This window comes from Candidatus Halobonum tyrrellensis G22 (assembly GCF_000495475.1).
GTDB classification, from domain to species: domain Archaea; phylum Halobacteriota; class Halobacteria; order Halobacteriales; family Haloferacaceae; genus Halobonum; species Halobonum tyrrellense.
Window position 1 is genome coordinate 122,982 of the sequence record NZ_ASGZ01000005.1, and the last position, 22,102, is coordinate 145,083.

Annotated in this window: 15 protein-coding genes and 1 pseudogene; 6 read left to right on the forward strand and 10 right to left on the reverse strand. The window is 66.0% G+C overall.

Annotated elements, in window-relative coordinates; genetic code table 11:
* Window positions 1–166 precede the first annotated feature (166 nt).
* Together K933_RS02305 and K933_RS02310 are read right to left on the reverse strand one after the other, a co-directional pair.
* On the reverse strand, window positions 167–544 hold the full coding sequence (locus K933_RS02305; protein WP_023393064.1) for a hypothetical protein: 378 nt from the start codon (window positions 542–544) through the stop codon (window positions 167–169).
* Window positions 544–1,332 carry a ParA family protein gene (locus K933_RS02310; protein ID WP_023393065.1) on the reverse strand — a complete coding sequence of 263 codons (789 nt, stop codon included), beginning with the start codon at window positions 1,330–1,332 and terminating at the stop codon, window positions 544–546. The genes K933_RS02305 and K933_RS02310 overlap by 1 nt, the downstream gene beginning before the upstream one ends.
* An 897-nt stretch (window positions 1,333–2,229) precedes the next feature.
* Between K933_RS02310 and K933_RS02315 the strand changes: the two genes are divergently transcribed.
* Together K933_RS02315 and K933_RS19455 are read left to right on the forward strand one after the other, a co-directional pair.
* Complete coding sequence (locus K933_RS02315) at window positions 2,230–3,651, forward strand: PAS domain S-box protein (RefSeq protein ID WP_049947510.1); 1,422 nt, start codon at window positions 2,230–2,232, stop codon at window positions 3,649–3,651.
* Window positions 3,652–3,932: 281 nt separating this feature from the next.
* A pseudogene (locus tag K933_RS19455) lies at window positions 3,933–4,082 on the forward strand (Cdc6/Cdc18 family protein); the annotation flags it as partial.
* Between the two features lie 208 nt (window positions 4,083–4,290).
* On the opposite strand, the gene K933_RS02320 reads toward K933_RS19455, so the two are convergent.
* From K933_RS02320 to K933_RS02350, 7 genes are all read right to left on the reverse strand, one after another.
* A complete protein-coding gene (locus tag K933_RS02320; RefSeq protein ID WP_023393067.1) occupies window positions 4,291–5,892 on the reverse strand; it encodes a COG1361 S-layer family protein in 1,602 nt (533 codons plus the stop codon).
* A gap of 97 nt (window positions 5,893–5,989) precedes the next feature.
* Complete coding sequence (locus K933_RS02325; RefSeq protein WP_023393068.1) at window positions 5,990–6,775, reverse strand: ABC transporter permease; 786 nt, start codon at window positions 6,773–6,775, stop codon at window positions 5,990–5,992.
* Window positions 6,768–7,727, reverse strand: a complete 960-nt coding sequence (locus K933_RS02330) for an ABC transporter ATP-binding protein (protein WP_023393069.1) — start codon at window positions 7,725–7,727, stop codon at window positions 6,768–6,770. The genes K933_RS02325 and K933_RS02330 overlap by 8 nt, the downstream gene beginning before the upstream one ends.
* Window positions 7,728–8,213: 486 nt before the next feature.
* Window positions 8,214–9,281 (reverse strand): ABC transporter permease, encoded by a 1,068-nt coding sequence (locus tag K933_RS02335; protein ID WP_023393070.1) that lies wholly within the window; start codon window positions 9,279–9,281, stop codon window positions 8,214–8,216.
* Window positions 9,278–10,408, reverse strand: a complete 1,131-nt coding sequence (locus K933_RS02340) for an ABC transporter permease (protein ID WP_023393071.1) — start codon at window positions 10,406–10,408, stop codon at window positions 9,278–9,280. Before K933_RS02340 ends, K933_RS02335 begins: the two co-directional genes overlap by 4 nt.
* Window positions 10,405–12,117: an ABC transporter ATP-binding protein gene (locus tag K933_RS02345; RefSeq protein ID WP_023393072.1), complete on the reverse strand. Its 1,713-nt coding sequence runs from the start codon at window positions 12,115–12,117 to the stop codon at window positions 10,405–10,407. The genes K933_RS02340 and K933_RS02345 overlap by 4 nt, the downstream gene beginning before the upstream one ends.
* A 42-nt stretch (window positions 12,118–12,159) precedes the next feature.
* The gene (locus tag K933_RS02350; RefSeq protein WP_023393073.1) at window positions 12,160–13,392 is read right to left on the reverse strand and encodes a BMP family lipoprotein; all 1,233 of its coding nucleotides are present in this window, start codon (window positions 13,390–13,392) and stop codon (window positions 12,160–12,162) included.
* A gap of 549 nt (window positions 13,393–13,941) precedes the next feature.
* Here K933_RS02350 and K933_RS02355 point away from each other — a divergent pair.
* Window positions 13,942–15,690, forward strand: coding sequence for a 3-keto-disaccharide hydrolase (locus K933_RS02355; RefSeq protein ID WP_023393074.1), 1,749 nt, complete (start codon window positions 13,942–13,944; stop codon window positions 15,688–15,690).
* A gap of 837 nt (window positions 15,691–16,527) precedes the next feature.
* Entirely contained in the window at window positions 16,528–17,895 is a 1,368-nt protein-coding gene (locus tag K933_RS02360) for a Cdc6/Cdc18 family protein (RefSeq protein WP_023393075.1), read from the forward strand.
* A gap of 739 nt (window positions 17,896–18,634) precedes the next feature.
* Here K933_RS02360 and K933_RS18545 read toward each other — a convergent pair.
* Window positions 18,635–18,784 carry a hypothetical protein gene (locus K933_RS18545; RefSeq protein ID WP_023393076.1) on the reverse strand — a complete coding sequence of 50 codons (150 nt, stop codon included), beginning with the start codon at window positions 18,782–18,784 and terminating at the stop codon, window positions 18,635–18,637.
* A gap of 476 nt (window positions 18,785–19,260) precedes the next feature.
* Here K933_RS18545 and K933_RS02365 point away from each other — a divergent pair, with 476 nt between their 5' ends.
* Window positions 19,261–20,475 carry an inorganic phosphate transporter gene (locus tag K933_RS02365; protein WP_023393077.1) on the forward strand — a complete coding sequence of 405 codons (1,215 nt, stop codon included), beginning with the start codon at window positions 19,261–19,263 and terminating at the stop codon, window positions 20,473–20,475.
* Between the two features lie 1,192 nt (window positions 20,476–21,667).
* Window positions 21,668–21,835 carry a hypothetical protein gene (locus tag K933_RS18230; RefSeq protein WP_161631397.1) on the forward strand — a complete coding sequence of 56 codons (168 nt, stop codon included), beginning with the start codon at window positions 21,668–21,670 and terminating at the stop codon, window positions 21,833–21,835.
* The last annotated feature ends 267 nt before the right edge of the window (window positions 21,836–22,102 follow it).

Genomic DNA, 22,102 nt, shown 5'->3' on the forward strand with positions numbered 1-22,102 from the left:
TGTCGTCACATCCGTCCCCCTCTCGCGGGAGCGGTCCCCCGCCACCGTTTCGGGAACTCGTCCACCCGTCACGAGTTAGTCACGGGGCTCGGCGGGCGCGTACGATCTACGGGGACCGGCATCGCTTGCCTCCCCCCGGGCGGCCCGCAGTGCGGTAAAATCTAGTTCAGTCTTCTAACCGCTCCAATCTATCTTTGACCTCTTTGCTATCTAAGTCGTCCAACTGTTCTAAGCCGAGTTCGACGATCAGGGGGTAGTAGTGGCGCGTCTTCTTGATCGACAGCCCGTACTCCTCGTCGAGATCCAAGTCGAGACGCTTGTAGCTTCGACTCAGCGACGAGGCCAGGTCGTCGCTCAGGTACACCGAGTGGTTGGTCCAATCGTTCTTCGGGCTGATCTCCGTCCGATCCGTCTTTGAAGTGTTTTCCGTCTTTGAACTCTGATCTCGGTTCTCGGTCGTCTCCCGTTCGGCGCTCTGCTCCGTCTCGTCTTCGAACCGTTTCGCGAACCGGTCTTTGACGGAGTCGCCGGTTTCGTTCGCCATCAGGGCGTCACCTCGGCTGGTTCCTCGAGATCGGTGGCGAGTCGCAGGTAGTTCTCGGTCATGTCGGTCTCCTCGGCGTCTTCGCCGAAGATGGAGCCGCCGGCGCTGAGGCTGCGCTTGATAGCCGCTCGGTGTCGGATCTCGTGGACGGGACAGCGGCCGTCGAAGGTGTCGTGGAAGAACTGGATGTTCTCCTTCTGGTCGTTGTCGAGGGGGTAGTGAACGTTCGAGATCACGACCGCGGACTGTTCGATTTCGACGCCGTATCGCTCCTCTAGGGTCTCGATCTGGTTGAGGAGGATGTCGAGCGCGTGGATGCTGGAGTCCATCGGTTCGACCGGGATCACCATGTTCTGGCAGGCCAGCAGGACGTTGTCGTTGATGACGCCGAGCGACGGCGGGGCGTCGACGACGATGTAGTCGTACTCCCCCTCGAACTGTTCGAACAGCATCGAGAGCCGTTCGCGCGGCTTCCAGCCGGCGGCGATCAGGTCCTGTTGCAGCGAGAACATCGCCACGTTCGAGGGGAGGATATCGAACTCGGCGTGTCGCAGGATGATGTCGGCGAGGTCGTACTCCGTCGGTTCGTTGAACGCATCCGCGAGGTTCGGCGACTGGGTGTTGTACTGGTCGGTGAACCCGAGCGTCCGAGTGCTGTACCCCTGGGGGTCGGCATCCACCAACAGGACGTCGTAGCCTCTGGACGCGAACGCCCCCGCGAGGTTCACCGAGTTCGACGACTTCCCGACGCCGCCCTTCTGGTTCGTCGAAGCTATCTTGACTGTCATCTCTCTATTTGACGCAGTACTCTTCTTTTCATGTAAACCTGCGTCAGACATCTTTGCTCTCAAAGAGGACAAATATATTGGGCCGGTGTGCTGAGACGATAGCGAGTCGACGGTGACCACGAACACAACCCCCTCCGCGTCCCTCGACGGAGAAGCCTCCCCACCGGCGGAACGTTCGACCGGGGCCGACCGAACCATTCGCTCGGCCTCACGGGTGCTGTCGGCTTTTCGACGCACCAACAGACCGCTCTCCGGGCGAGGGGTCGTTTGGGGTCCGCGGTACGGAGCCGATTCGCGCTCTCACCGACACGGACTGTCCGACCACCGAATCACAACCGAACGCACACCTCGTAAATCCCATGACGCGATATACCACGTTTACACCAAGGGGGATGAGACGCCAGTAGGGGGGTAGATCGTGCTGCGTCGATTCGGGCGAGTCGACGAGTGGAACCCGCTTCGGATCGCTCTCCACACGGGCTAACTCGGTGTACTGTCGACGGTATAGCCGAATGTGGCGACGTCTAAGGACACGCTTTCAACCGACTCGTGCCGGCCGTCTCCGAGCCAGGTCCGCGGGCTTGAACTAAGTCTGCGAGACGGGCCGGATATCGGACACCGACCCTCGTGCGACTTCGGTCGTACGAGGGTGGTACGTACACACTGGTCAGTCAGCGTGTGGTCGGTGAGCTATCTCCCGAAAGACCGTTTGGCGATGTTCACGAGTCGAAACCACTCGGACGCCGAACTCGACAGGGCGAAGAACTCGGGGTCGTCGCGATACACGGACGATGTCGCCTCCCCGCGTCGGTGTTCGGACCGTCCCGCGTGGGTCGATTCGACACCCGTTATCGGGGCTTGGGGGCATTTTTGTATACACTGTGCATACCAGAGTCAATGGAAGACAGTGGGACTCCCGAGAGGGATGATAAAAGGGGAGCTGACTGGTATCGGACGCTCGTCGAGGGAGTCAACGATCTTGTAACGGTCATCGACGCCGACGGGACGATAACCTACGTTAGCCCGGCCGTCACGCGCGTTCTTGGCTACGACCCCGAGGAGTTGATTGGCCAGGAGGGATACGAGTTCGTCCACCCCGACGACCGACACCGAAACGCCGAGGCGGTGGAGGCCGTCCTCTCGAACCCCTCCGAATCCGAGACTGTCGCCGTCCGGTTCCGGCACGCTGACGGGTCGTGGTACTGGCTCGAGGCCACGATGCGGAATCGACTCGACGACGACATCGTCGACGGGATCCTCCTGAGCAGTCGAGACGTCACCGAGCGAAAGGAGTACGAGGTCGAAACGCGCAGACTCGCCGAGGAGTACGAAGCCCTTTTGAACAACGTGGAGGACGCGATCTTTCTCATCGACGTCGAAGGGGTGGACGACGACGCCAGATTCGAGTTCGAACGGCTCAGTCCGTCCTACGAGCGACAGACCGGCATCACGACCGAAGAAGTGCGGGGACGGACACCGCGAGACGTGTTCGGCGACGAGGAGGGCGCCGAACTCGACGCGAACTACCACCGCTGTCTCAACGCCGGTGAACCGATTTCGTATCAAGAGGAGTTGTGGGTCAGAGAGGACGCCTGGATCTGGGAGACCAAGCTAGCGCCGGTCGTCAGCGGCGGTGAGATAACTCGCCTCGTCGGGATCACCCGGAACGTGACTGAACGTGTCGAACAGGAGCGACGGTTACGTCAGCAGAACGAGCGCCTCGACGAGTTCGCGAGTGTCATCTCACACGACTTGCGCAACCCGCTCAACGTCGCACAGGGCCGTGCGGCACTCCTCGCCGAGCAAACAGAGAGCGAACACCTCGAGCCGCTCGTGCGAGCGCTCGACCGGATGGGAGCGATCGTCGAGGACACGTTGACGCTCGCTCGCCAGGGCGACATGATAAGCGAAACGGAGTCGATCAGTTTGACTGACCTCGTCGGGAACTGCTGGGCGACAGTAGACACCGGCGAGGCGACGATCGAAGTCGTCGACGAGATGAGCTTCCAAGGCGACCCCGACCGATTACGGCACGTCTTCGAGAACCTGTTCCGGAACGCGGTCGAACACGGCGGGTCCGACGTGACCGTCCGTGTCGGATGTCACGACGAACGAGGGATCTACGTCGAGGACGACGGACCGGGAATCCCGGCGGACGAGCGGGAAGCGGTGTTCGAACCGGGGCACTCGTCGGCGCGCGGCGGCACCGGCTTCGGGCTGACCATCGTAAAACGAATCGTGGAAGCCCACGGCTGGGAACTGTCTCTGACCGAGGGGACAGACGGTGGAGCACGGTTCGAGTTCGAGATGGGGGAATAGGGGGACCGACCACGAGTGCTCGGACACCGCTGTCGTCCACGTATCGAGTACACGGGTCTCGACTCGGGCGGCTCGCCACCGGATCGTGTCTTCCCAGTCCCCTCCACGTACGTCGCCGCCCGTCCAACCCCACTCCGGATCGCCGAGGAGAACGGCTCGGGGAAGACAGGCGGGGCACACATCCACCACACGCCGACAAGGACCTGGAGTACGGCACCATCGTCCAGTCCATCGTCGACCAGAGCGACGAGAAGCGCTACATCCTGAAAACACTCGCTCACCTGGACGACGCTCGACTCACGCCGGCGCGCACACGGACCACTCACGACACGTACGTGTGGGTGGTCCGCGCCTACGGAGCCGAGCGAGAGCGTGACCCGTTGACGGAGCGAGGCACGTTCAATCACCTCTCGAAGCTCGTGATGGTCGGGGTCGTGAACACGACCGACCACGACAGGGCGTCGCGGCGGGCAGTGGAACGAACACGAGTTCAGCGACGGCCGGTTCTCGTCGACCCGCGAGCGGCAGGCGTTCGACGGCCGCCGGACCACGCCGGCGACTGTCCCCCCGTCGCGGAGTTCCACCGGTCCACGTCGAACGTCCCCGACGCGCGGTTCGGAGCGACCCCGAACGGAGGAGTCACCGGCGGCGGTACCACCAGTACCCGAGTCCCGCCGCGATGGCGAGACCGAGCCCCCCGATCGCGACCAGCGCGGTCGTCCCCGTCGACTCGGGGTCCTCGACGACCCGGACCAGCAGCCGGTAGGACTCGCGCGTCGAAGCGCCGCCGTCGGCCGACTCCGACGTGACGTTCACCCCGAGCGCGTGGGTGCTCTCGACGGCGTCCTCGTCCACCGTCAGTTCGAACGCGACGGGCCGGGACTCGCCGGGAGCCAACTCCGGGACGTACGCCTCGGGCGCGGCGCTCGTGAACGGGGGCGCGGGCGCGAGCGAGACGGTGACGTTCCGCCGCGTCGTCTCGCCGGCGTTCGTCACGTCGACGACGACCCGACCCGACTCGTCGGGCGCGAGCGTGTCGTTCCGGAGTTCGAGCCGGAAGCGGTCGCGGTCGGGTTCGACGCGCACGCGGACCGGATCGGGGTCGCTCGCGCGCGTCTCCCCCCCGCGAGTCCGGTACTCGAAGCGGACGTCGAACTGGTGGGGGCCGGCCTCCGCCCGGTCGGTGACCCGTATCGGGAACTCGGCGCGCGCAGACGCACCCGGTTCGAGCGTTCCGACCGCGTACTCCGAGCGGAGGGGGACGACCGCCTCCTCCGCCGCATCGAGTCGAACGACCGCGTCCCGCGCCGTCTCCGGCCCGGTGTTGACGACCGTGACGGTCACGCGTCCCCGCTCGCCGACGTACAGCGAGTCGGCGGCGGCTTCCACCCGGAACCGCTGTTCGGGCGACGGAACGACGCCCGTTATCAGAGGGGCGGACCGAGACTGGGACTGGGACTGGCTCGTCGTCGCGCCGTCGCCGTACTCCACCCGCGTCACGAGCGTGTGGTTCTGCCGTCGCGCGTCCGCGTCGACGGTCGCGGGAACCGCGACCGTCCGGTTCCCGCCGACCGGCCACGACCCGACGAACCGCGACTCCGACCCCGCCGACCCGACGTGGACCGCAGACGACCGCGACTCGACGGTCACGTGGGCGTCGCGCGCGGTCTCGGAGCCGACGTTTCGGAGCGTCAGCGTGACGTTGCCGGACCCGCCGACCGGGGCGTCCGTCTCCGCGCCGACGAGACGGAAGCGGGGTTCGGGCTCGACTCGGACCGAGACGTACAGCGTGTCTCGAACCGGGCCGTCGTCGTGGACGCCGGAGTACTCGTCGATACGGTCGGTGTGTTCGTATCGGACCGAGACCGGGAGCCGGTACGTTCCGGGTTCCGCGTCGTCGTCGACGCTGACGGTCACCCCCATCGCGCCGACCCCGCCGTCCGGGATCGACCCGAGCGATACCCGTCCCGTCTCGACCGTGAGGGGTGCGCCGTCGGCTTCGAGTCGCGCCCGGACGCTCCGAGCCGTCGTCACCCGCTGTGCGTTCTGGGGGTTCGCTCCGGTCCCCTCGATCGATGCCGTGTTCGCGATCTGGACCCGCAGTTCGGTCGTCTCCCCCGGTACCACCCGCCCGTCCGGGAGCGTCGCCGACAGTTCGACGTCGCCCCTGACCGCGAGTGCGCCGACCGGCACGACCAGGAGGACGACGAGCAGACACGCGGCGACCGTTCGGGTCGTCATCGGGAGCGCCCCCGCGGTATCACGGAGTCGGCCGCCCGGTCGGGCCGTCCGGGGGTGGGTCTCGGTCGATGCGTCGCGTCGGCTTCGTGGCCGTCTGTCATATGTCCCTCCGTTGGAATCGAAGCGCGCTGGCGATCACCAGCAGTATCGCGGCCTCGAGGAGGATCACCCCTCCCGCGAGGTCGTACGTTCCCTCGACCAGGATCTCCGTCGGGTCGTAGTACCGCGTCGGGCTGAGCGCCCCGAGCCACTCGAAGTCGGTGTCCGTGACGACGGACTCGACCATGAACAGCCCGAAGACGAGGCCGATCCCGCCGCGTTGGGCCAGGCTACCCGAACTGACGAGGACGGAGACGAACAGTCCCAACCCAGCACACACCAGCAGGTACGGCACCGACAGGAGATGCGCCATCGCGACGTCGGCGAACGCGAACGGTTCGTCGACGAGAGCCGACCCGACGTAGACGACCGACCCGACGACGACGTTCACGAGCAGCATCGGCGCCAGCAGCGAGAGGAACTTCCCGAGGAGGACCGACGTCCGCGAGACGGGACTCGCCAACAGCAGGTCGAGTCGACCGTGCTCGACGTTCCCCGCGACGAGCGCTCCGGCGCTGTACGCGAAGTAGAGACCCAACAGGAGGATCCAGCCGAACTGGTAGAGTTCGGTCGCGAACAACCCCTCGAGCGACCCGATCGCGTCGATGCCGAACGCGGACTGGAACGCGGGCGGGAACGCCTCGGCGTACGCCGCCAGGTCCACCTCGTCGACGATCGACGGCCCGATCGCGAAGAACAGCCCCGCGAACGCCGACAGACCCGCTGAGACCGCGATCGCGGCCGGGAGGCGGCGCTCGGTCTCGTACCGGACGATCTCACGCATCGGACCCCTCGTGTTCGGCGTCGGTCGGTGACGCCGGGTCGCCGTAGAAGCGCAGGAACACCTCCTCCAACGGTGCCTCCTCGATCTCGACGTCGACGACGTCGTACCGGTTCAACTGGGCGAGCAGCGCGTTGTACTCGCCCGTAAACGCGAACGAGAGCACGGTGCCGGCGCGGTCGCCGTCGGAGCGTCCGACCCCGGTCCGGTCGGCGTCGACGCTCAGGTCGTGTACGCCGGACAGGGAGAACTCCTCGACGGTGACGCGGTCGGCCGTCCGGACCCTGACGATCTTCCCCGAGCGAGCCAGCAGGGTCTCGACGTCCTCCAGTTCGACCAGGCGCCCGTTGCGGATGATGCCGACCCGCTCGCAGACCTTCTGAACCTCGCTCAGGACGTGCGACGAGAAGAAGACGGTCTTCCCGCGGTCGCGTTCGTCGACGAGGAACTCGAGGAACCGCTCCTGTTTGAGCGGGTCCAGCCCGCTCGTCGGCTCGTCCATGACCAACAGGGCCGGGTCGTGCATGAACGCGACCACGATCGCGAGCATCTGCTTGTTCCCCCGGGAGTAGCCGCCGATCTTCCGGTCGAGCGGCGGGTCGAACAGGTCGAGCAGGTGGTCGCTCCGTTCGTCCCCCCGCAGGGCGCCGTAGTAGTCGAGCGCTCGCTCGCCCGTCGTGTCCTCGTCGAAGACGGGTTCCGCGGGGAGGTAGCCCACGTCCCGGCGCGCCTCGATCAGTTCCCGCTCGTCGGTGACGTCGGCGCCGAGTACCTCGGCGGTGCCCGCGGTCGGCGACTGGAACCCGAGGAGCGTCCGGATCGCCGTCGTCTTCCCGGCGCCGTTCGGCCCGAGGAAGCCGAACACCTCGCCGTCGTCGACGGCGAACGTGAGGTCGTCGATACCCCGCGTCTCGCCGTAGTACTTGCTGAGCCCCTCGGTTCGGATCGCACTCATCTACGTCGTCACCGACTACCGCACGGGTTATCAATGCATGGTCGTACCGTTTTTACAGTCCCCCTATCCGGGGTGCCCCCGGTCGCGTGCTCGCGTAGCCGTCTCACTCCCGACTCGCGTGCGGACCACTCGTCGTACGAACCCGTCCAATCCCGAATAGGGTACGTCGGGAGCTCCGAGCCGGTACCGTCGCCCACCGGGACCGTCGCCGGACGGAGGGGACGAGCCGACCTCCTACCGCTTCGTCGAGCCGTCGACTCCGATCCGCTCGAATCCGCCGACGATCCCACCGGGATCGACCGGGTCAGTAGCCGACGTTCGAGCACGCCGGCGTTCGAGTACGCCGACTTCATCTCAGGAGTGTACCATCGAGCGAGCGCCGCCCCTCACGAGTGAACGCGACGGGTTCGACCGGAAGTGTAGGTCGGCCGGAACTGCGGGTCGACCGAGCGGTGACACCGGAGACGAGGCGGCCGAGATCGGGGGTCACTGCTCGGTGTCGTACGGCTCCCCGACCGCCGCGGGGACGCGCGTGTAGCCGACGAGCGTCAACACGACGAGGACGGCGACGTACGGGAACAGGCCGACGATGCTCCCGGGCAGCGAGACGCCGATCGTCTGGAACTGGATCTGGAGCATGTCCATCGCGCCGAACAGCAGCGAGGCGCCGAACGCGCCCAGCGGGTTGTAGTTGCCGAACAGGTACGCCACGATCGCGATCCACCCGCGGCCGTCGACCATCGTCACACCCGTACCCGTGAAGCCGCTCCCGATGCCGACCGACAGCACCGCGCCGCCGAGACCCGCGAGCGCTCCCGACACGACCACGGCGGCGTACCGGACGCGGTTCACGTCGACGCCCGCGGTGTCGAGTGCCTCGGGGTTCTCGCCCGCCGCCTGCACCCAGTAGCCGTAGCGGGTCCGGTAGAGGACGACCCACGCGACGACGACGACGAGCACCGTGATCCACAGCAGCGGCGACGTGTCGAAGAGGAGTTCTCCGACGACCGGCAGGTCCGCGAGCAGGGGAACGGTCACGTCGTCGACGTTCGGCAACGACGGACTGGAGACGCCGCCCCAGATCACCGTCGCCGTGAACGGCCCGAAGCCGAGTCCGAGGAACCAGACGGCGAGTCCGGCGACGATCTGGTCGGCCTCGAACGTGACCGTCAGGACGGCGAACCCGACGGTCAACAGCGTGCAGACGACCACCGCGGCGAGGATGCCGACCCAGAGGTCGGCCTGTCCCACCGAGTCGCCGCCGGAGGCGAGCCACGCGCCCGCCGCGCCCGTGAGCGCGCCGAAGATCATGAACCCCTCCAGCCCGATGTTGAACACGCCGCTCTTCTCGGCGTAGAGGCCGCCGACGGCCGCGAGCGCGATCGGCATCGCGGCCCGTAGCGACCGCTGGAGCGTCCCGACGGTCAGGAGGTCCGCGAGCGGAACGTCGAACGCGACGACGAACGCCGCGGCGACGACGACGAGGAGCGCGGCGCCGCCGACGGTGAGCGGGTTCCGCCGGGCGTAGTCGGCGGCGCTCGAACTCGCGCTCACTCGCGACCACCCCCGAGACCGCCGAACCGGCCGGCTATCCTGAACAGTTCCGGCGTCGCGACGAACAGGACGACGATGCCGACGATGCCGTCGATCAACTCGGCGGGCACGTCGAGCGTGAAGCCGATGTACTGCCCGCCGGCGTCGAGTCCGCCGAACAGCAGCCCCGCCGGTACGACGCCGAGCGGGTTGTTCGCCGCGAGCAGGCTGACCGCGATGGCGTCGAAGCCGAACCGGGGGAACGTCGCCGGGTCGGTGTAGTAGCCGAGGATCATGATCGCGAACAGCGCGCCGCAGACCCCCGCGATCATCCCCGAGAACGTCATCGTCGCCACGACCATCCGTTTCGGGTCGACCCCCGAGTAGGCGGCCGCCGACTCCTGGTAGCCGCTCGTGACGAGGTCGTATCCGAACCCCGTCCGGGCCACGACGACGTACACGACGGCGACGGCGAGGAGCGCGACGCCGAGACCGATAACCGAGAAGGAACTGCTGCCGAACGCGAACGGCGGCAGCCCGACGTAGTCGGGGAACGACGGCGTGTTCGGCGACGACGTGCCCGGCGGGCGGAGGCTGCCGTCGATGAGGTAGAAGACGACGCCGTTGGCGATGAAGTTGAGCATGATCGTCGTGATGACCTCGTTCGCGTCGGCGTACGCCTTCATCACGCCCGGGACCGCCGCGTACGCCCCGCCCGCGATCACGGCCGCGACGGTCCCGAACAGCATCAGGAGGACGCCACCGACGGTCCCGCGGGGGAGGTGCGGCGCGAGAAACAGTATCGTGAGCGTCGTGGCGAACCCGCCGACGACGAACTGCCCCTGCACGCCGATGTTGAACACGCCCGCGCGGAACGCGACGGCGACGGCCACGCCCGCGAGCACGAGCATCGTCGACTGCCTGAGCGTGAACGCGACGTTCTGGAGGTTGCCGACCGCGCCGTACAGCAGCGCGCTCATGAACTCGACGGCGTCGTACCCCGACACCGCCACGACGACCGCCCCGAACGCCAGCGCGAGCGCCGTCGACGCGACCGCGATGACGAACCGTTCGACCGCCGTCGCGTCGACCATCCGGTCGGCCGCGCGGTCGAGGGCCGCGCGCGCGCCGCCGGCGGTGCCGCTCACGGCTCGCCCTCCCCGTCGGTCTCGACCGCCCCGGGTTCGGTGTCCGACTCCGCTTCGGTCCCGCCGGACCCGGACGTCTCGCCGGCCATCATCAGCCCGAGTTGCTCCTCGGTCACGTCGTCGGGGTCGACCACGTCGACGAACTCCCCTTCGAACATCACCGCGGTGCGGTCCGAGAGCAGTTGGACCTCGTCGAGTTTCGACGAGACGAGCAGCACCGCCACCCCGGCGTCGCGCATCTCGCGGAGGCGGTCGTGGATGAACTCGATCGACCCGATGTCGACCCCGCGGGTCGGGTGGGAGGCGACGAGCAGCCGCGGCGCGCGTTCGAGTTCCCGCCCGACGATGAACTTCTGCTGGTTCCCCCCCGACAGCGACCGCGCCTCGGCCTCGCTATCGGCGGGTTGGACGTCGTACTCGTCGATGATCGCGTCGGCGTGCTCGCGGATGGCGCCCCAGTCGAGGAACCAGCCGTCCGCGTACGGTTCGATCGTCTGGTTACCCAGCGCGGCGTTGCGCACGAGGTCGTACTCGCCGACGATCCCGCGTTCCTGTCTGTCCTCGGGGACGTACGCGACCCCCGTCTCGATGCGCTCGCGCCGGCTCAGCCCGGCGATGTCGTCGCCGTCGAACTCGATGCCGCCGGACTCGGCCGCACGGAGCCCGGTGACCGCCTCGACGAGTTCCGACTGGCCGTTGCCCTCGACGCCGGCGACGCCGAACACCTCGCCCTCGCGGACGGTGAAGTCGACGCCGCGGACCTGTTCGAGCCCGCGGTCGTCGCGCACCCGGAGCGCCGAGACGCGGAGCGCCGGGTGGCCGGGCGCCGTCTCGCGCGGCCGGCGCTCGAACAGTACGTCGCGGCCGACCATCATCCGCGCCAGTTCGCCCCGCGTGGTCGCGTCCGCCTCGACGGTCCCGACCACCGCCCCGTCGCGGAGCACGGTCACGCGGTCTGCGACCTCCAGGGCCTCTTCGAGTTTGTGCGTGATGAACACGAGCGAGCGGCCCTGTTCGGTCAACTGGTTCATCACGTCGAACAGCGCCGTCACCTCGTTCGGCGTCAACACGGCGGTCGGTTCGTCCAAGATCAGCACGTCCGCGCCGCGGTAGAGGCTCTTGATGATCTCGACGCGCTGTTGGACGCCGACGCCGAGTTGCTCGACGCGCGTGTCGAGGTAGCGGTCGACGTCGAACCCGTACGTCGAACAGATCGACTCGATGTCAGCGCGGGCGCTCGCCTCGTCCACGAGGCCGCTCGCCGTCGGCTCGTGGCCGAGGACGACGTTCTGGGTGACGGTCATCGGGTCGACCAACTGGAAGTGCTGGTGGATCATCCCGACGCCGGCGTCGATAGCGTCGCGGGGGGAGCCGAACCGGACGGGGTCGCCGTCGATCCTGACCTCGCCCTCGTCGGGCCGGTACAGCCCGTAGAGGACGCTCATCAGGGTCGTCTTGCCCGCGCCGTTCTCGCCGACGAGCGCGTGGACCGTGCCGCGTTCGACCGCCATGTCGACCCCGTCGTTGGCGACCACGTCGCCGAACCGCTTGGTGATCCCGTCGAGTTCGACCGCGTACTCGGCGGCGTCTGTCGCGCCCTCGGACTCCCCGGGTGCGTCCGCGTTCGTCTCGGACGAGTTCGCCTTCGTCTCGGACGAGTTCGCGTTCGTCTCCGCCGCGTCCGCGTTCGTCTCGGTCGGCGGACTCATCGGCGCGCACCCGTCGCGGGGGACCAGCGTGCGCTCACGGGGTCAGTCCTGACAGCCGGAGGCGGTACACGGGACCGTGATCTCGCCGTCGATGATCGCCTCCTTGGTCTCCTGGAGGTTCTGCGTCACCTCGTCCGGTAGCTCCGGCCCGATGGCCTGCCCGAGGACGACGCTGACCGCGTCCTCCTCTAAGCCGACGACGTTCTGGCCCTGGACGCTCGACCAGTCGTCCTCGGCGACGGCGAGCGCCACCTCCCGGGTCCCCTCGTTGATGAGCTTCACCGCCGACGCCATGATCACGTCCTGGTAGTCGGGGAGCGTCGTCGACTGGTCGGCGTCGACGCCGATGGCGAACCGGTCGGCGTTCTGGGCCGCCTGGAAGACGCCCTGTCCGGCCGCCGCCGCGGCCTGATAGACGATGTCGGCGCCCGCGTCGTACTGGGAGCTCGCGATGTTGTTCGCCGTCTGGGTGTCGGTGTAGTTGCCGATGTACCCGACCCGTACGTCGACGTCCTCGTTGACGTACTCCGCACCCGCGACGTACGCGCGCTCGAACGCGTTGATCAGCGCGCCGTCGACGCCGCCGACGAAGCCGACGGTCGCCGAGTCGGGCTCGGTCGCGTTGCCCTCGTGGCTGAACTCGCGGCTCGTCATGGTGCCGGCGACGACGCCCGCCTGGTAGGACATCTCGTGGTTCGCCCACGTGTAGCCGGCGACGTTGGGCTGGTCGACGTAGTCGTTGATCAGCATCCAGTACTGGTCGGGGTAGTCGGCGGCGTTGCTCTCCAGCGCCTGGGTGTGCTGGTACCCGACCATCACGATCAGGTCGTAGTCGGGGTTCCCGCTCTCGGCCAGTCGCGACTGGACGGTCCCGTAGTTGGACTGGTTGGTCTCCTCGACCTCCTGAATCCGGACGTCGTACTCCTCGGCGGCGGTTTCGAGTCCCTCGAGCGCGAGGTCGTTGAACGCGCCGTCGCCGAACCCCGCGGGGCTGGAGACGATGGCGACGTCGACCGTCTCGTCGCTCGCGGACCCCGTCGTCCCGTCGGTCTCCGTCGACTCGCCGTCGGTCGTGTCCGTCCCGTCTCCCTCGGTCGTCGTGTCCGTCCCGCCGCCGTCCGTCGTCGCTACGTCCCCGTCGTCGTCGCCGGTCAGACAGCCGGCTAGCGACCCGCCCGTCGCGAGGACGAGTCCGGACCGGAGGACGGCCCGTCGGTCGACGGCGGTCGTCCGGCCGTCAGTCCCGTCGCCACGGGCGTCGGTGTCTCGTGTCATGCCGTCCCTACTTGGCACCCAGTTCTATGTAAACATTTGTGAAGAATACGCGCCGTCGGCGGGAGAACTGACCCACCCGTGGTTACGTGTTCGTACTGTTGTATTAATTATTATATTCTTTGCCCGAGTAGTTGGCGGTGTGTCGTGTCCTCGAACCGGACGGACGCGGGAGTCCGGCGGCGGGACGCGGCGGCGACTACCCGCTCCGTCCCGTCGACGGGACGGTGCGGACGGACGGCGAACGGGTACGTCTCGGGCCGACCGGCGGTCGGTGCTAGGCTAGGTGTCGCTCCCCGGAAGGGCCGCGGTAGCAGCGGTGTGACGGTGTTGGCGGGCAGGGGTGCGGGCGGGCGGTGATGTTGGCGGGGCGGTGGTGCTGGCGGGGCGGTGGTGCTGGCGGGTGGGGTGCGGGCGGGCAGGGGTGCGGGCGGGCAGGGGTGCGGGCGGACGGTGATGTTGGCGGGGCGGTGATATTGGCGGGACGGTGGTGCTGGCGGGATGGTGGCGGTTGCGGTGCCGATGGCGGTAACGGCGACGGTGGATCCAACCATGAGTGACCGACAGAGAGCGGACGACGGGAGAACCGGCAGTCGAACGCGGTCGTTGAACCGGCGGGGCGTCCTCGCGGGTCTCGGCACCCTCGGACTCGGAGCGGCGTTCGCCGGGTCCGGCCGAGCGACCCCGGGACGCGCCGACCCCGAGGGCGGAGCGGTCAGCGCAGAGGTGGCGGACGAGTCGGAGTTCGTCTCGCTGTTCGACGGCGGGTCGCTCGCGGACTCGTACTGGCACCAGGTCAACGGCCAGGCGAACTACTCCGCGGAGGACGGCGTCATCGTCGGGTCGTCGGTGCCGGAGAGCCCGAACAGCTTCCTCACCCACTACAAGGTGTTCGACGACTTCGAGGTCCGGATGGAGGTCCACCTCGACCAGGCGATGAACTCCGGGGTCCAGGTTCGCAGCAACCTGAGTCGGGAGAAGCCGGAGGTTCACGGCCCGCAAGTCGAGATCGAACTGTCGGGCGAGGGAACCCAGCAGTTCCCCCCCGCGGAGTCGGGGTACGTCTACGGCGAGTCGCTAGACACCGGGTGGCTGAGCCAGGAGCGTCCCCCAACCGACGCGTTCGACAACGACGGGTGGAACGACTATCGGATCCGGGTCGAGGGCGACACGATCCGGACGTGGATCAACGGTCGGGAGATCGAGACCCTCGACCTCGGCCAGTACGCCGACGTGCCGCACCTGGTCCCGATGGGCGTCCTCGGCTTACAGGTCCACGCCATCGACGCGGAGGGGTACACGGTCCGCTGGCGAAACGTCCGGATCAACGAACTCGACGCCGACGAGTGGACGCCGCTGTTCGACGGTCGGGGTACCGAAGGGTGGACGGGTCTCGCGGGCGAGGGCGACGTCGGCGTGTCGGACGACGTTCTCGAACTGCGCGGCGGCGAGTCGTTCTCGCTCCGTACCGAGGAGCGCTACGACGACTTCGTCTTCGAGACGTGGGTCGACGCCGACGCCGAGGGCGGAGTCCTGTTCCGGAACCCCGGCGAGGGCCGAGTCGACGGCTATCGAGTCGACGTCGACCCGACGGACGGGATGACCGGGAGTCTCTCCGACGCCGCCTCCGGAGAGTACCTGAAGGACACGTCGGGTGAAGCGGTGTCGGAGATGGCGTTCCACCCCGACCAGTGGAACTACCTGCGCGTTCTGGCCAACGGCGAGACGCTCCGAGTCTGGGTCAACGGGGTCACGACGGCGTGGCTCACCGACGGCGCCCACTCGTCGGGCTACCTCGGACTCCAGCATCTCGGCGGCGACGGCGCCCTCCGCTTCAGGGAGTTGTCGGTCAACCCGCTCGCGGGCGACGAGAGTCCCGTCGGCCCGCCGCCGGCGGTGCTCCCGTACCAGGTGGACCTCGTCGCCGGCGAACCGAACGAGGTCCTCGGCGAGAGCGAGGACGACTTCTACGGTCGGCAGGGGCGGCTGATCCAGTACGCCCACGGGAACGCCGACGGGGTGACGACCCGGGACACGTGGATCAACTCCCTCGACGCGGGGACGCGCGGCTGTGTCGACGCGGACCCGATCCAGGTGGACGACCGGACGGCGTCGGTGTCGGTCACGGTCGCCGACGGCTGTGAGCCAACCCTCTCGCTCGTCTCGTACACGCTCCCGGGCGGGGCGTTCTCCTTCGAGACGGCCGACGACCAGGAGTTGGTCGACGACGAGAGCGAGACGTTCGGTCCCGGCGACCACACCCTCGAAGTCGAACTCCCGGTCGGTCGGCCCGAGGAGTAACTCCCTCGGCGACGCGTCGGACCCTCTCGGCGACGCGACGGGTGCTCTCGACTGCCGACGGTTCCGGGGGCCCCCGGGGATGTCCGCAACTCGACCGCGCTATCGTGCGTCACGATTCCGTGGTAGCCGATCACGTGGGTGAAGTCTCGTGTGGCGTATTCTCGTGTGACTGGCTACTGCCGGAAGTGCGTCGGACGGGTTCCCCTCGTCCGGGTAACTCGCCCGTCACGACGGCGGGTAGGTCACCGTCGGACCCCCGTGACCCGCCCCCCCGGGTGTGTCCGCAATTCTGCCGATCACGTGGGGGGAGGGTAGGGGATGTCCAGCGCGTGAGACAGCGGGATGAAACAGCAGACGGTCGGAGTAGAGCGACTAACGAGCCGATTTACGCCCGTTCCGAACCGATCGTGTCGTCCGTGCGACTGTCCTGTGTCGGCTCACGACCCGCGTTCGACGGGTGAGAGGCGAGTGGTTTCGGGGTATATAAGACGCGAAATTTCTACAGCGTGAGATGAGAATTCTGCATCTCGTATCGATCTACTCCTACCCTTACTACTACTAGTGGAAACAGTTTTGTTAGTAGTTAGTACGGTGTCCGCAATCCGGGGTGATTCCCCGAGTTCGAACGGAACCGACCGGGAGGACTCGTCTCGCCCCCACCCTCGGTTCGGGAATAATTGCGGACGCCCCCGGGCCCCCGGGTGGGGAGGTGCCCGACACGCCGTTCGGGTAGATACCCGGAATTACGGACGTCCCGGGGGGTGAAGAAGACGTGCCGGACGAGCCGGACATTCCGGACACGGGGGTTTATACGAGTGGAGGTCACGAACACGGGTAATGGGGTCACCGTACTCGACCACCTCCGAGGTCTTCGCCGCGGGCGGGGAGGGGTATCTCAAGGAGGACCACACGCCGACGACCTTGCCCGAACGGCGCGAGGAGATCCTCAAACTCCGCCGGGCGCTCAAGCCGGCAGCGCGCGGGGTCGGCGCGGAGAACGCGTTCCTCTCGGGGAAGGCGGGCCAGGGGAAGACCGCCGCAGCAAAGGCGGAACTGGGCGAACTGGAGTCGTTCGCGGCCGCCGAGGACCTCGAACTCACGGCCGTCCACTTCTCGTGTGAGGGTATCTCGTCGAGTTACACGCTGGCGTGCGGGCTGTGCGAGCGACTGTGTGACACCAACCCGAACGGCCACTCGATGCAGAAGGTGCTCGACCACCTCTGGCGGGCGATGAACGAGGTCGGCGGGACGATCATCGTCGTCCTCGATGAGATCGACAACCTCGGAACCGACGACAAGATCCTCTACTCGCTCCCGCGGGCGCGCGATAAGGACTACGTCAACGACGACGTCTACCCGTCGATCATCGGCATCAGCAACGATCTCCAGTGGCGGGACAACCTCGACCCGGCCGCCAAGGACAGCCTCTACGACGACTCCATCTTCTTCGCGCCCTACGACGCCAACGACCTCCGGGACATCCTCTCTCGGCGCGCCAGCAAGGCGTTCCGCGACACGAACCTCGTGTACGAGGACGCCGAGGGGGAGGTCTTTACGGTTACCGTCGACCTTGACGGCGACGAGAACGACTCGCTCGACGCCGCGTTCGAATCGCGTTCCGTCGACCGAACAGCCTGCTCGCTCGTCGGAATCGACTCCGCGGTCATCTCCGACGACGTGATCCCGATGTGTGCGGCGTACGCGGCCCAGGACAAGGGGAGCGCGCGACAGGCGATCAAGTACCTCCGCAAAGCCGCGGCGATCGCGGAATCCGAGGACAGCGCCACCGTCGAGGGGAGACACGTCCGGCAGGCCAAAGACGAGTCCGAGCGGGAACTCATCATCGAGGGGATGGAGCAGTTGACCACGCAGGGGCACCTCGCGCTGGCCGCGGTCACGATCCTCGAGATGGCGAACGAGCCCGACCTGCGAACGCGGAAGGTGTACAACGTGTACAGGTCGCTCACGAACGACATCGACGCCGACCAACTCGCCCAGCGACGGATGCGGGACCACCTGGTCGAACTGGACATGCTGAGCATCATCCGGGCGCGCAAGTCCGCCTCGGGATCCGTCGGCGGGGAGGCGTACACGTTCGAACTCCGCGTTGAGCCGTCGATGGCACTCGACGTGCTGGAGGCAGTCTCCCGGTTCGACGGCGTGGACTTCAACACGATGACGAAGAACTGGCTCCGCGACCAGTAGCCGGAGGACGCCGTCCACCGTTCCGCCACTCGGCAGCGGGAGGTCCGATCCCGCTCCGTCTCCCCCTCGTTCGTCGTATTGTGTTACTGAGTTATTTCGAGTCGTATCAGTATACGTATCTGTTCCCTACCCCCGGGGGCGTCCGCAATTCTTCGGCCGAACCGTGGCGTCGAGTGAACGACCCGTACCGGCCCGAAACGCCGGTAACAACCCCGTTCCGCCGGGATAACTTCCGTTTAGGGGGCACCTCACCTCCACCCGACGTGTTCCGCCGAACCGCACAGGCGATCGTACCGTCCCGTTCGCCCGAACCGACGGCGTCACCCACGCCCGTCCGACGAATCCTCTCCCGAGTGGGCCGCTAGCGATATTCAGTACGATGATACGTACTAGCGACTGTAAAACCCGTCACACGGAACGATCGACCCACGGTTTCGTGTGTATTATCAACACGTTCCGCAATTGGAGCGGATTCTGCCTCCGCGGTAGCAGGGGTAGTACGATAAGGGGGAGGTGCCGATCTCGTACGCCGTGTCACAGTTCACTTAACTTCGGGACGACCGGTCGTCCCGAAGTCGAGACTGCCACCCTCGGTGCACGAACCGAGGAACGGGTCTTCGGGAGCAGGTGGCCGAAGCACATCGTATCGCTAAACTAGTAGTAATGCGATATATGACACATTGGAAATGTACGGGGAGGGGTACGTCTCGTCTGTCCAGAGCCGGGAGTCGGAGTCCAGTTAGATGATCTGGCGGGTGACGAACAGCAACACGCCGACGATGAGGAAGCCGATTCCCCAGTAGAAGGATGGATACGGCGCGTACGTAAGCGCGAGCGTCAGAACACCTGAAGTGATCAGCGACCAGCCGGCGGTTGTACGATAGCTCACGTGCGTACACGGTGGCTGAAGTATAAAGGTGGTACGGCAGTTCCGCTCCGAGTGTTTGTCATCCTATCACAACGTCCTGTAGCATTTCTGAGTGTTCTACCCAGGACTAGTACGGGACAGTGTGAGCGTCCGTGATCCCAACTGGACCTGTCCGCCGTAGTCGAACCCCCACTTCCGGTCTGGAGTTATGATATTATATACGACAGTAACTGAGGATTATCTCTCAACTGTACGTTCTTGCGTCCTACTCTCTCCCCGAGCCGAGGACCGAAGAGCTATCTGATGAACCAGCGAGCGGGCGGCTCGTCAATTGGTCGTTGGTTATGCCGAATATCGGCAGAAGAGCGGTTGATATACCTCCTATCGTGCCATTCATCCGGATCGAATATCGACGGGTACGTGGATGAAGTTCACGAACCGAGTTCGAATCTCACTACATCCCGCTCGCGAGAGTCGACCGAGGGGGGGCCGGTAGTATGCCCGCCGTCGTTTTTCTCGTCGCTATCGCACTCGTAGCCGCGTTGTTCATGTCGTTCACCGTCGGGGCGAATAGCAACTCCGCTCCCGTCGCTCCCGCCGTCGGCGCGAACGCACTGTCGGTCCTTCGAGCGGCGCTGCTCGTCGGCGTCGTCGCCGGCCTCGGAGCGATTCTACAGGGAGGGAGCATCTCCGAGACGATCGGTAAAGACCTCATCACGGGCGTCTCTATCACGCCGCTCGCCGCCGCCACGGCGCTTCTCACCGCGGCGACGCTCATCACGGTCGGTAACTCGTACGGCTACCCGATCCCGTCCGCGTTCACGGTTACCGGAGCGATGATCGGTGCTGGCATCGCCCTCGGCGGCGGATTCGCGACCCACGAGTATCTGGTCATCTTGGGGTTCTGGTTCGCGATTCCGGTCGTCGAGGCGGTGCTCGCGTACGGCCTCGCGCGGGGACTCCGGAGCGACTCGATTCCGGAGACGCTCGGCGTCCCACTGCTCGCCGGTACGGTCGGGTACGCGCTCGCAAACATCCAGTTGACTGTCATTCCGACGGAGACGGAGGGCCAGGGGTCGATCGCCGCGTTCGCCGCCCACTCGTCGCATCTACTCTCGATCGACCTCGTCGGCTCGTACACCGTCGGCATGGTGCTGGTGAGTGCCGCCGTCGGGCTCGCGGCGTTCGGGGTGACACGCCTCCTGCTCGAACGAGACGAGTCCGCCGGGATCGATCAGTTCCTGATCGCGCTCGGTCTCGTCGTCGTGTTCACCAGCGGCGGGACGCAGGTCGGCTTGGCGACCGGACCGTTGGAAGCGATCTTCGAGTCCGAACTCCACCTCGCGTCGATCTACTTGCTCGCACTCGGCGGGGTCGGGATTCTCGCGGGTGCCTGGATACGGGCGCCGCGGCTGATTCAAGCGGTCTCGAACGAGTACGCCTCGCTCGGTCCCCGTCGGTCGATCGCCGCGCTGGTTCCGGCGTTCCTCGTCGCACAGGCGGCGATCGTGTTCGGGATCCCGATCTCGTTCAACAAAGTGATGATCGCGAGTATCGTCGGGAGCGGACTCGCCGCTGGGGGCTCCGGGGATGGAGTGTCGGCGCGGAAAGCCGGCTACACGGTCGGGTCGTGGGTCGCGTCGATGGTCGGCGCAGGGGTCGTCAGCTTCGGGCTCTACTCCGCCCTCCACGCGATCCCCGGGCTGGCCTGAGCGACGATCTCCTCGCCGGCGGCTCGGGTGTCTATCCCTCTCGACGTATATATATCGGGAGATTATATATTATATATTTGGCTGGATTTTCTGGACGGTATCGATACACAGACGTACCGAACCGTCTGACTGCCCTTCCACCCTAGTCGACTTCGTCTCTCAAAGCGGCCCGTCCACATCTAGTGATTACACCAGTACGGCTGTAACGATACTCGCTCGGCGTACGAGCGTTCGACGTTCTCGGTTCGATAGCTGAGTCTCCTGTGGGCTGGAACGGGAACTCGAAGTTACTCTCACCGGGTGTGACCTCGCCACCGACTAGCCTACTCGTTCGAACTCCTCGAACGCTCGCGTAGCTATCGACCCGCGGGGTGGTATTCTGCCCGTCCGAAGACACGTAGCTCGACCAGGACGCTCGGCACGCAGGCGGAGCGTCTTCTCGACTGCCCGCGAGGCGGACCACGGTGGGTGAGCCCCGTCGATCCCCCGCCGGCCCTGCCCTGATCGCTTCACCGCCGGCAAGCCACCGGTCGGGAGTCCTACGCGCCGAGCGCCGCCCCGTCGACTCACCCGTCCCGATCCCGGCTCGACCGACCGGGATCGTACTCCGGTCGTTTCGGGACACGTAGTGATTTCCGCCGACGGCATCCATCCCCGTCTCTACTGTGCGGCTCGAACGCCACTCGGTAAGTATCGAGCCAGTACACTCGGTCGAACACTGGCAGTAGATCGTCTCTGTACCCGGCGTGTGACTCGTGAACTCTCCGTCACTATACGGAGTCGAACGTATAGCGGCCGGGAGTTTCGAGGGATCGGCTACTGGCTGGCAGGTGAGTGACCGAGCCATATATCAATTAAATCTAAATATTTGATATCTTGAGTATTCAGTAGAATAGATATGATCCGGGATACCGCGCTGAGTAGCCGTCGTCGAGCGTTCCGATTTGAAGCCGAAGATCGGTGAATACAGTACAGAAGTCCGTCCAGTCACGGAGGCGTTTGGGAAATTCGAGAAACAACGAATATATCGGCCGATCAATGTTCATACCGTTCCATCAGTCGATCTACCACCAAATGAAGAACGGCAGTGAGGATCCTTCCCCTCGATCACTTTGCTATATAGGGAGGAAATATTCACCTGAATATGGTACGATGAATAGCCTTATCACCGTTCTTTTCTTTCGGATACGCTATGGTCTCCCGTGAAAATCAGGTGATCGTCGCGTTCGGGGTGGTGGCCATCGTCCTCCTCTACGTACTGACAGCTCTTACGGACCTGCCAACGTGGGTGAACATAGCTGTCGTTATCGTCGTCGGCGTCATTATCCCGCAACTCGTCAACGGTTCGGTTGGTGAGTAGGGAGGTACCTCCGTACCGATCACCGTGTACGTCCTACCGATCGGCTGATTCCCCGAGAAGCGGTGAAAAGAAGTGCCCGTGAGGAGGTGTACTACGACACTCGGTGGTACACGAGCGGCGACGTCGAGATCCACCATCGAGAGAACTACACCGGGAGCCGCGAGTGGCCGCGGCGGTGGGACAACCATTCCCGCGCACAACGCCCCACCGAACGGCCCGACTCGATCGGGATGCCAGCCGGTCGATTCGACGAACTCCTCGACGTAC

What these genes read in the sequence shown, in the direction of transcription:
- K933_RS02305 (WP_023393064.1), bottom strand. Translation starts at nt 544, where the DNA reads ATGGCGAACGAAACCGGCGACTCCGTCAAAGACCGGTTCGCGAAACGG.
- K933_RS02310 (WP_023393065.1), bottom strand. Translation starts at nt 1,332, where the DNA reads ATGACAGTCAAGATAGCTTCGACGAACCAGAAGGGCGGCGTCGGGAAG.
- K933_RS02315 (WP_049947510.1), top strand. Translation starts at nt 2,230, where the DNA reads ATGGAAGACAGTGGGACTCCCGAGAGGGATGATAAAAGGGGAGCTGAC.
- K933_RS02320 (WP_023393067.1), bottom strand. Translation starts at nt 5,892, where the DNA reads ATGACGACCCGAACGGTCGCCGCGTGTCTGCTCGTCGTCCTCCTGGTC.
- K933_RS02325 (WP_023393068.1), bottom strand. Translation starts at nt 6,775, where the DNA reads ATGCGTGAGATCGTCCGGTACGAGACCGAGCGCCGCCTCCCGGCCGCG.
- K933_RS02330 (WP_023393069.1), bottom strand. Translation starts at nt 7,727, where the DNA reads ATGAGTGCGATCCGAACCGAGGGGCTCAGCAAGTACTACGGCGAGACG.
- K933_RS02345 (WP_023393072.1), bottom strand. Translation starts at nt 12,117, where the DNA reads ATGAGTCCGCCGACCGAGACGAACGCGGACGCGGCGGAGACGAACGCG.
- K933_RS02350 (WP_023393073.1), bottom strand. Translation starts at nt 13,392, where the DNA reads ATGACACGAGACACCGACGCCCGTGGCGACGGGACTGACGGCCGGACG.
- K933_RS02355 (WP_023393074.1), top strand. Translation starts at nt 13,942, where the DNA reads ATGAGTGACCGACAGAGAGCGGACGACGGGAGAACCGGCAGTCGAACG.
- K933_RS02360 (WP_023393075.1), top strand. Translation starts at nt 16,528, where the DNA reads ATGGGGTCACCGTACTCGACCACCTCCGAGGTCTTCGCCGCGGGCGGG.
- K933_RS02365 (WP_023393077.1), top strand. Translation starts at nt 19,261, where the DNA reads ATGCCCGCCGTCGTTTTTCTCGTCGCTATCGCACTCGTAGCCGCGTTG.
- K933_RS18230 (WP_161631397.1), top strand. Translation starts at nt 21,668, where the DNA reads ATGGTCTCCCGTGAAAATCAGGTGATCGTCGCGTTCGGGGTGGTGGCC.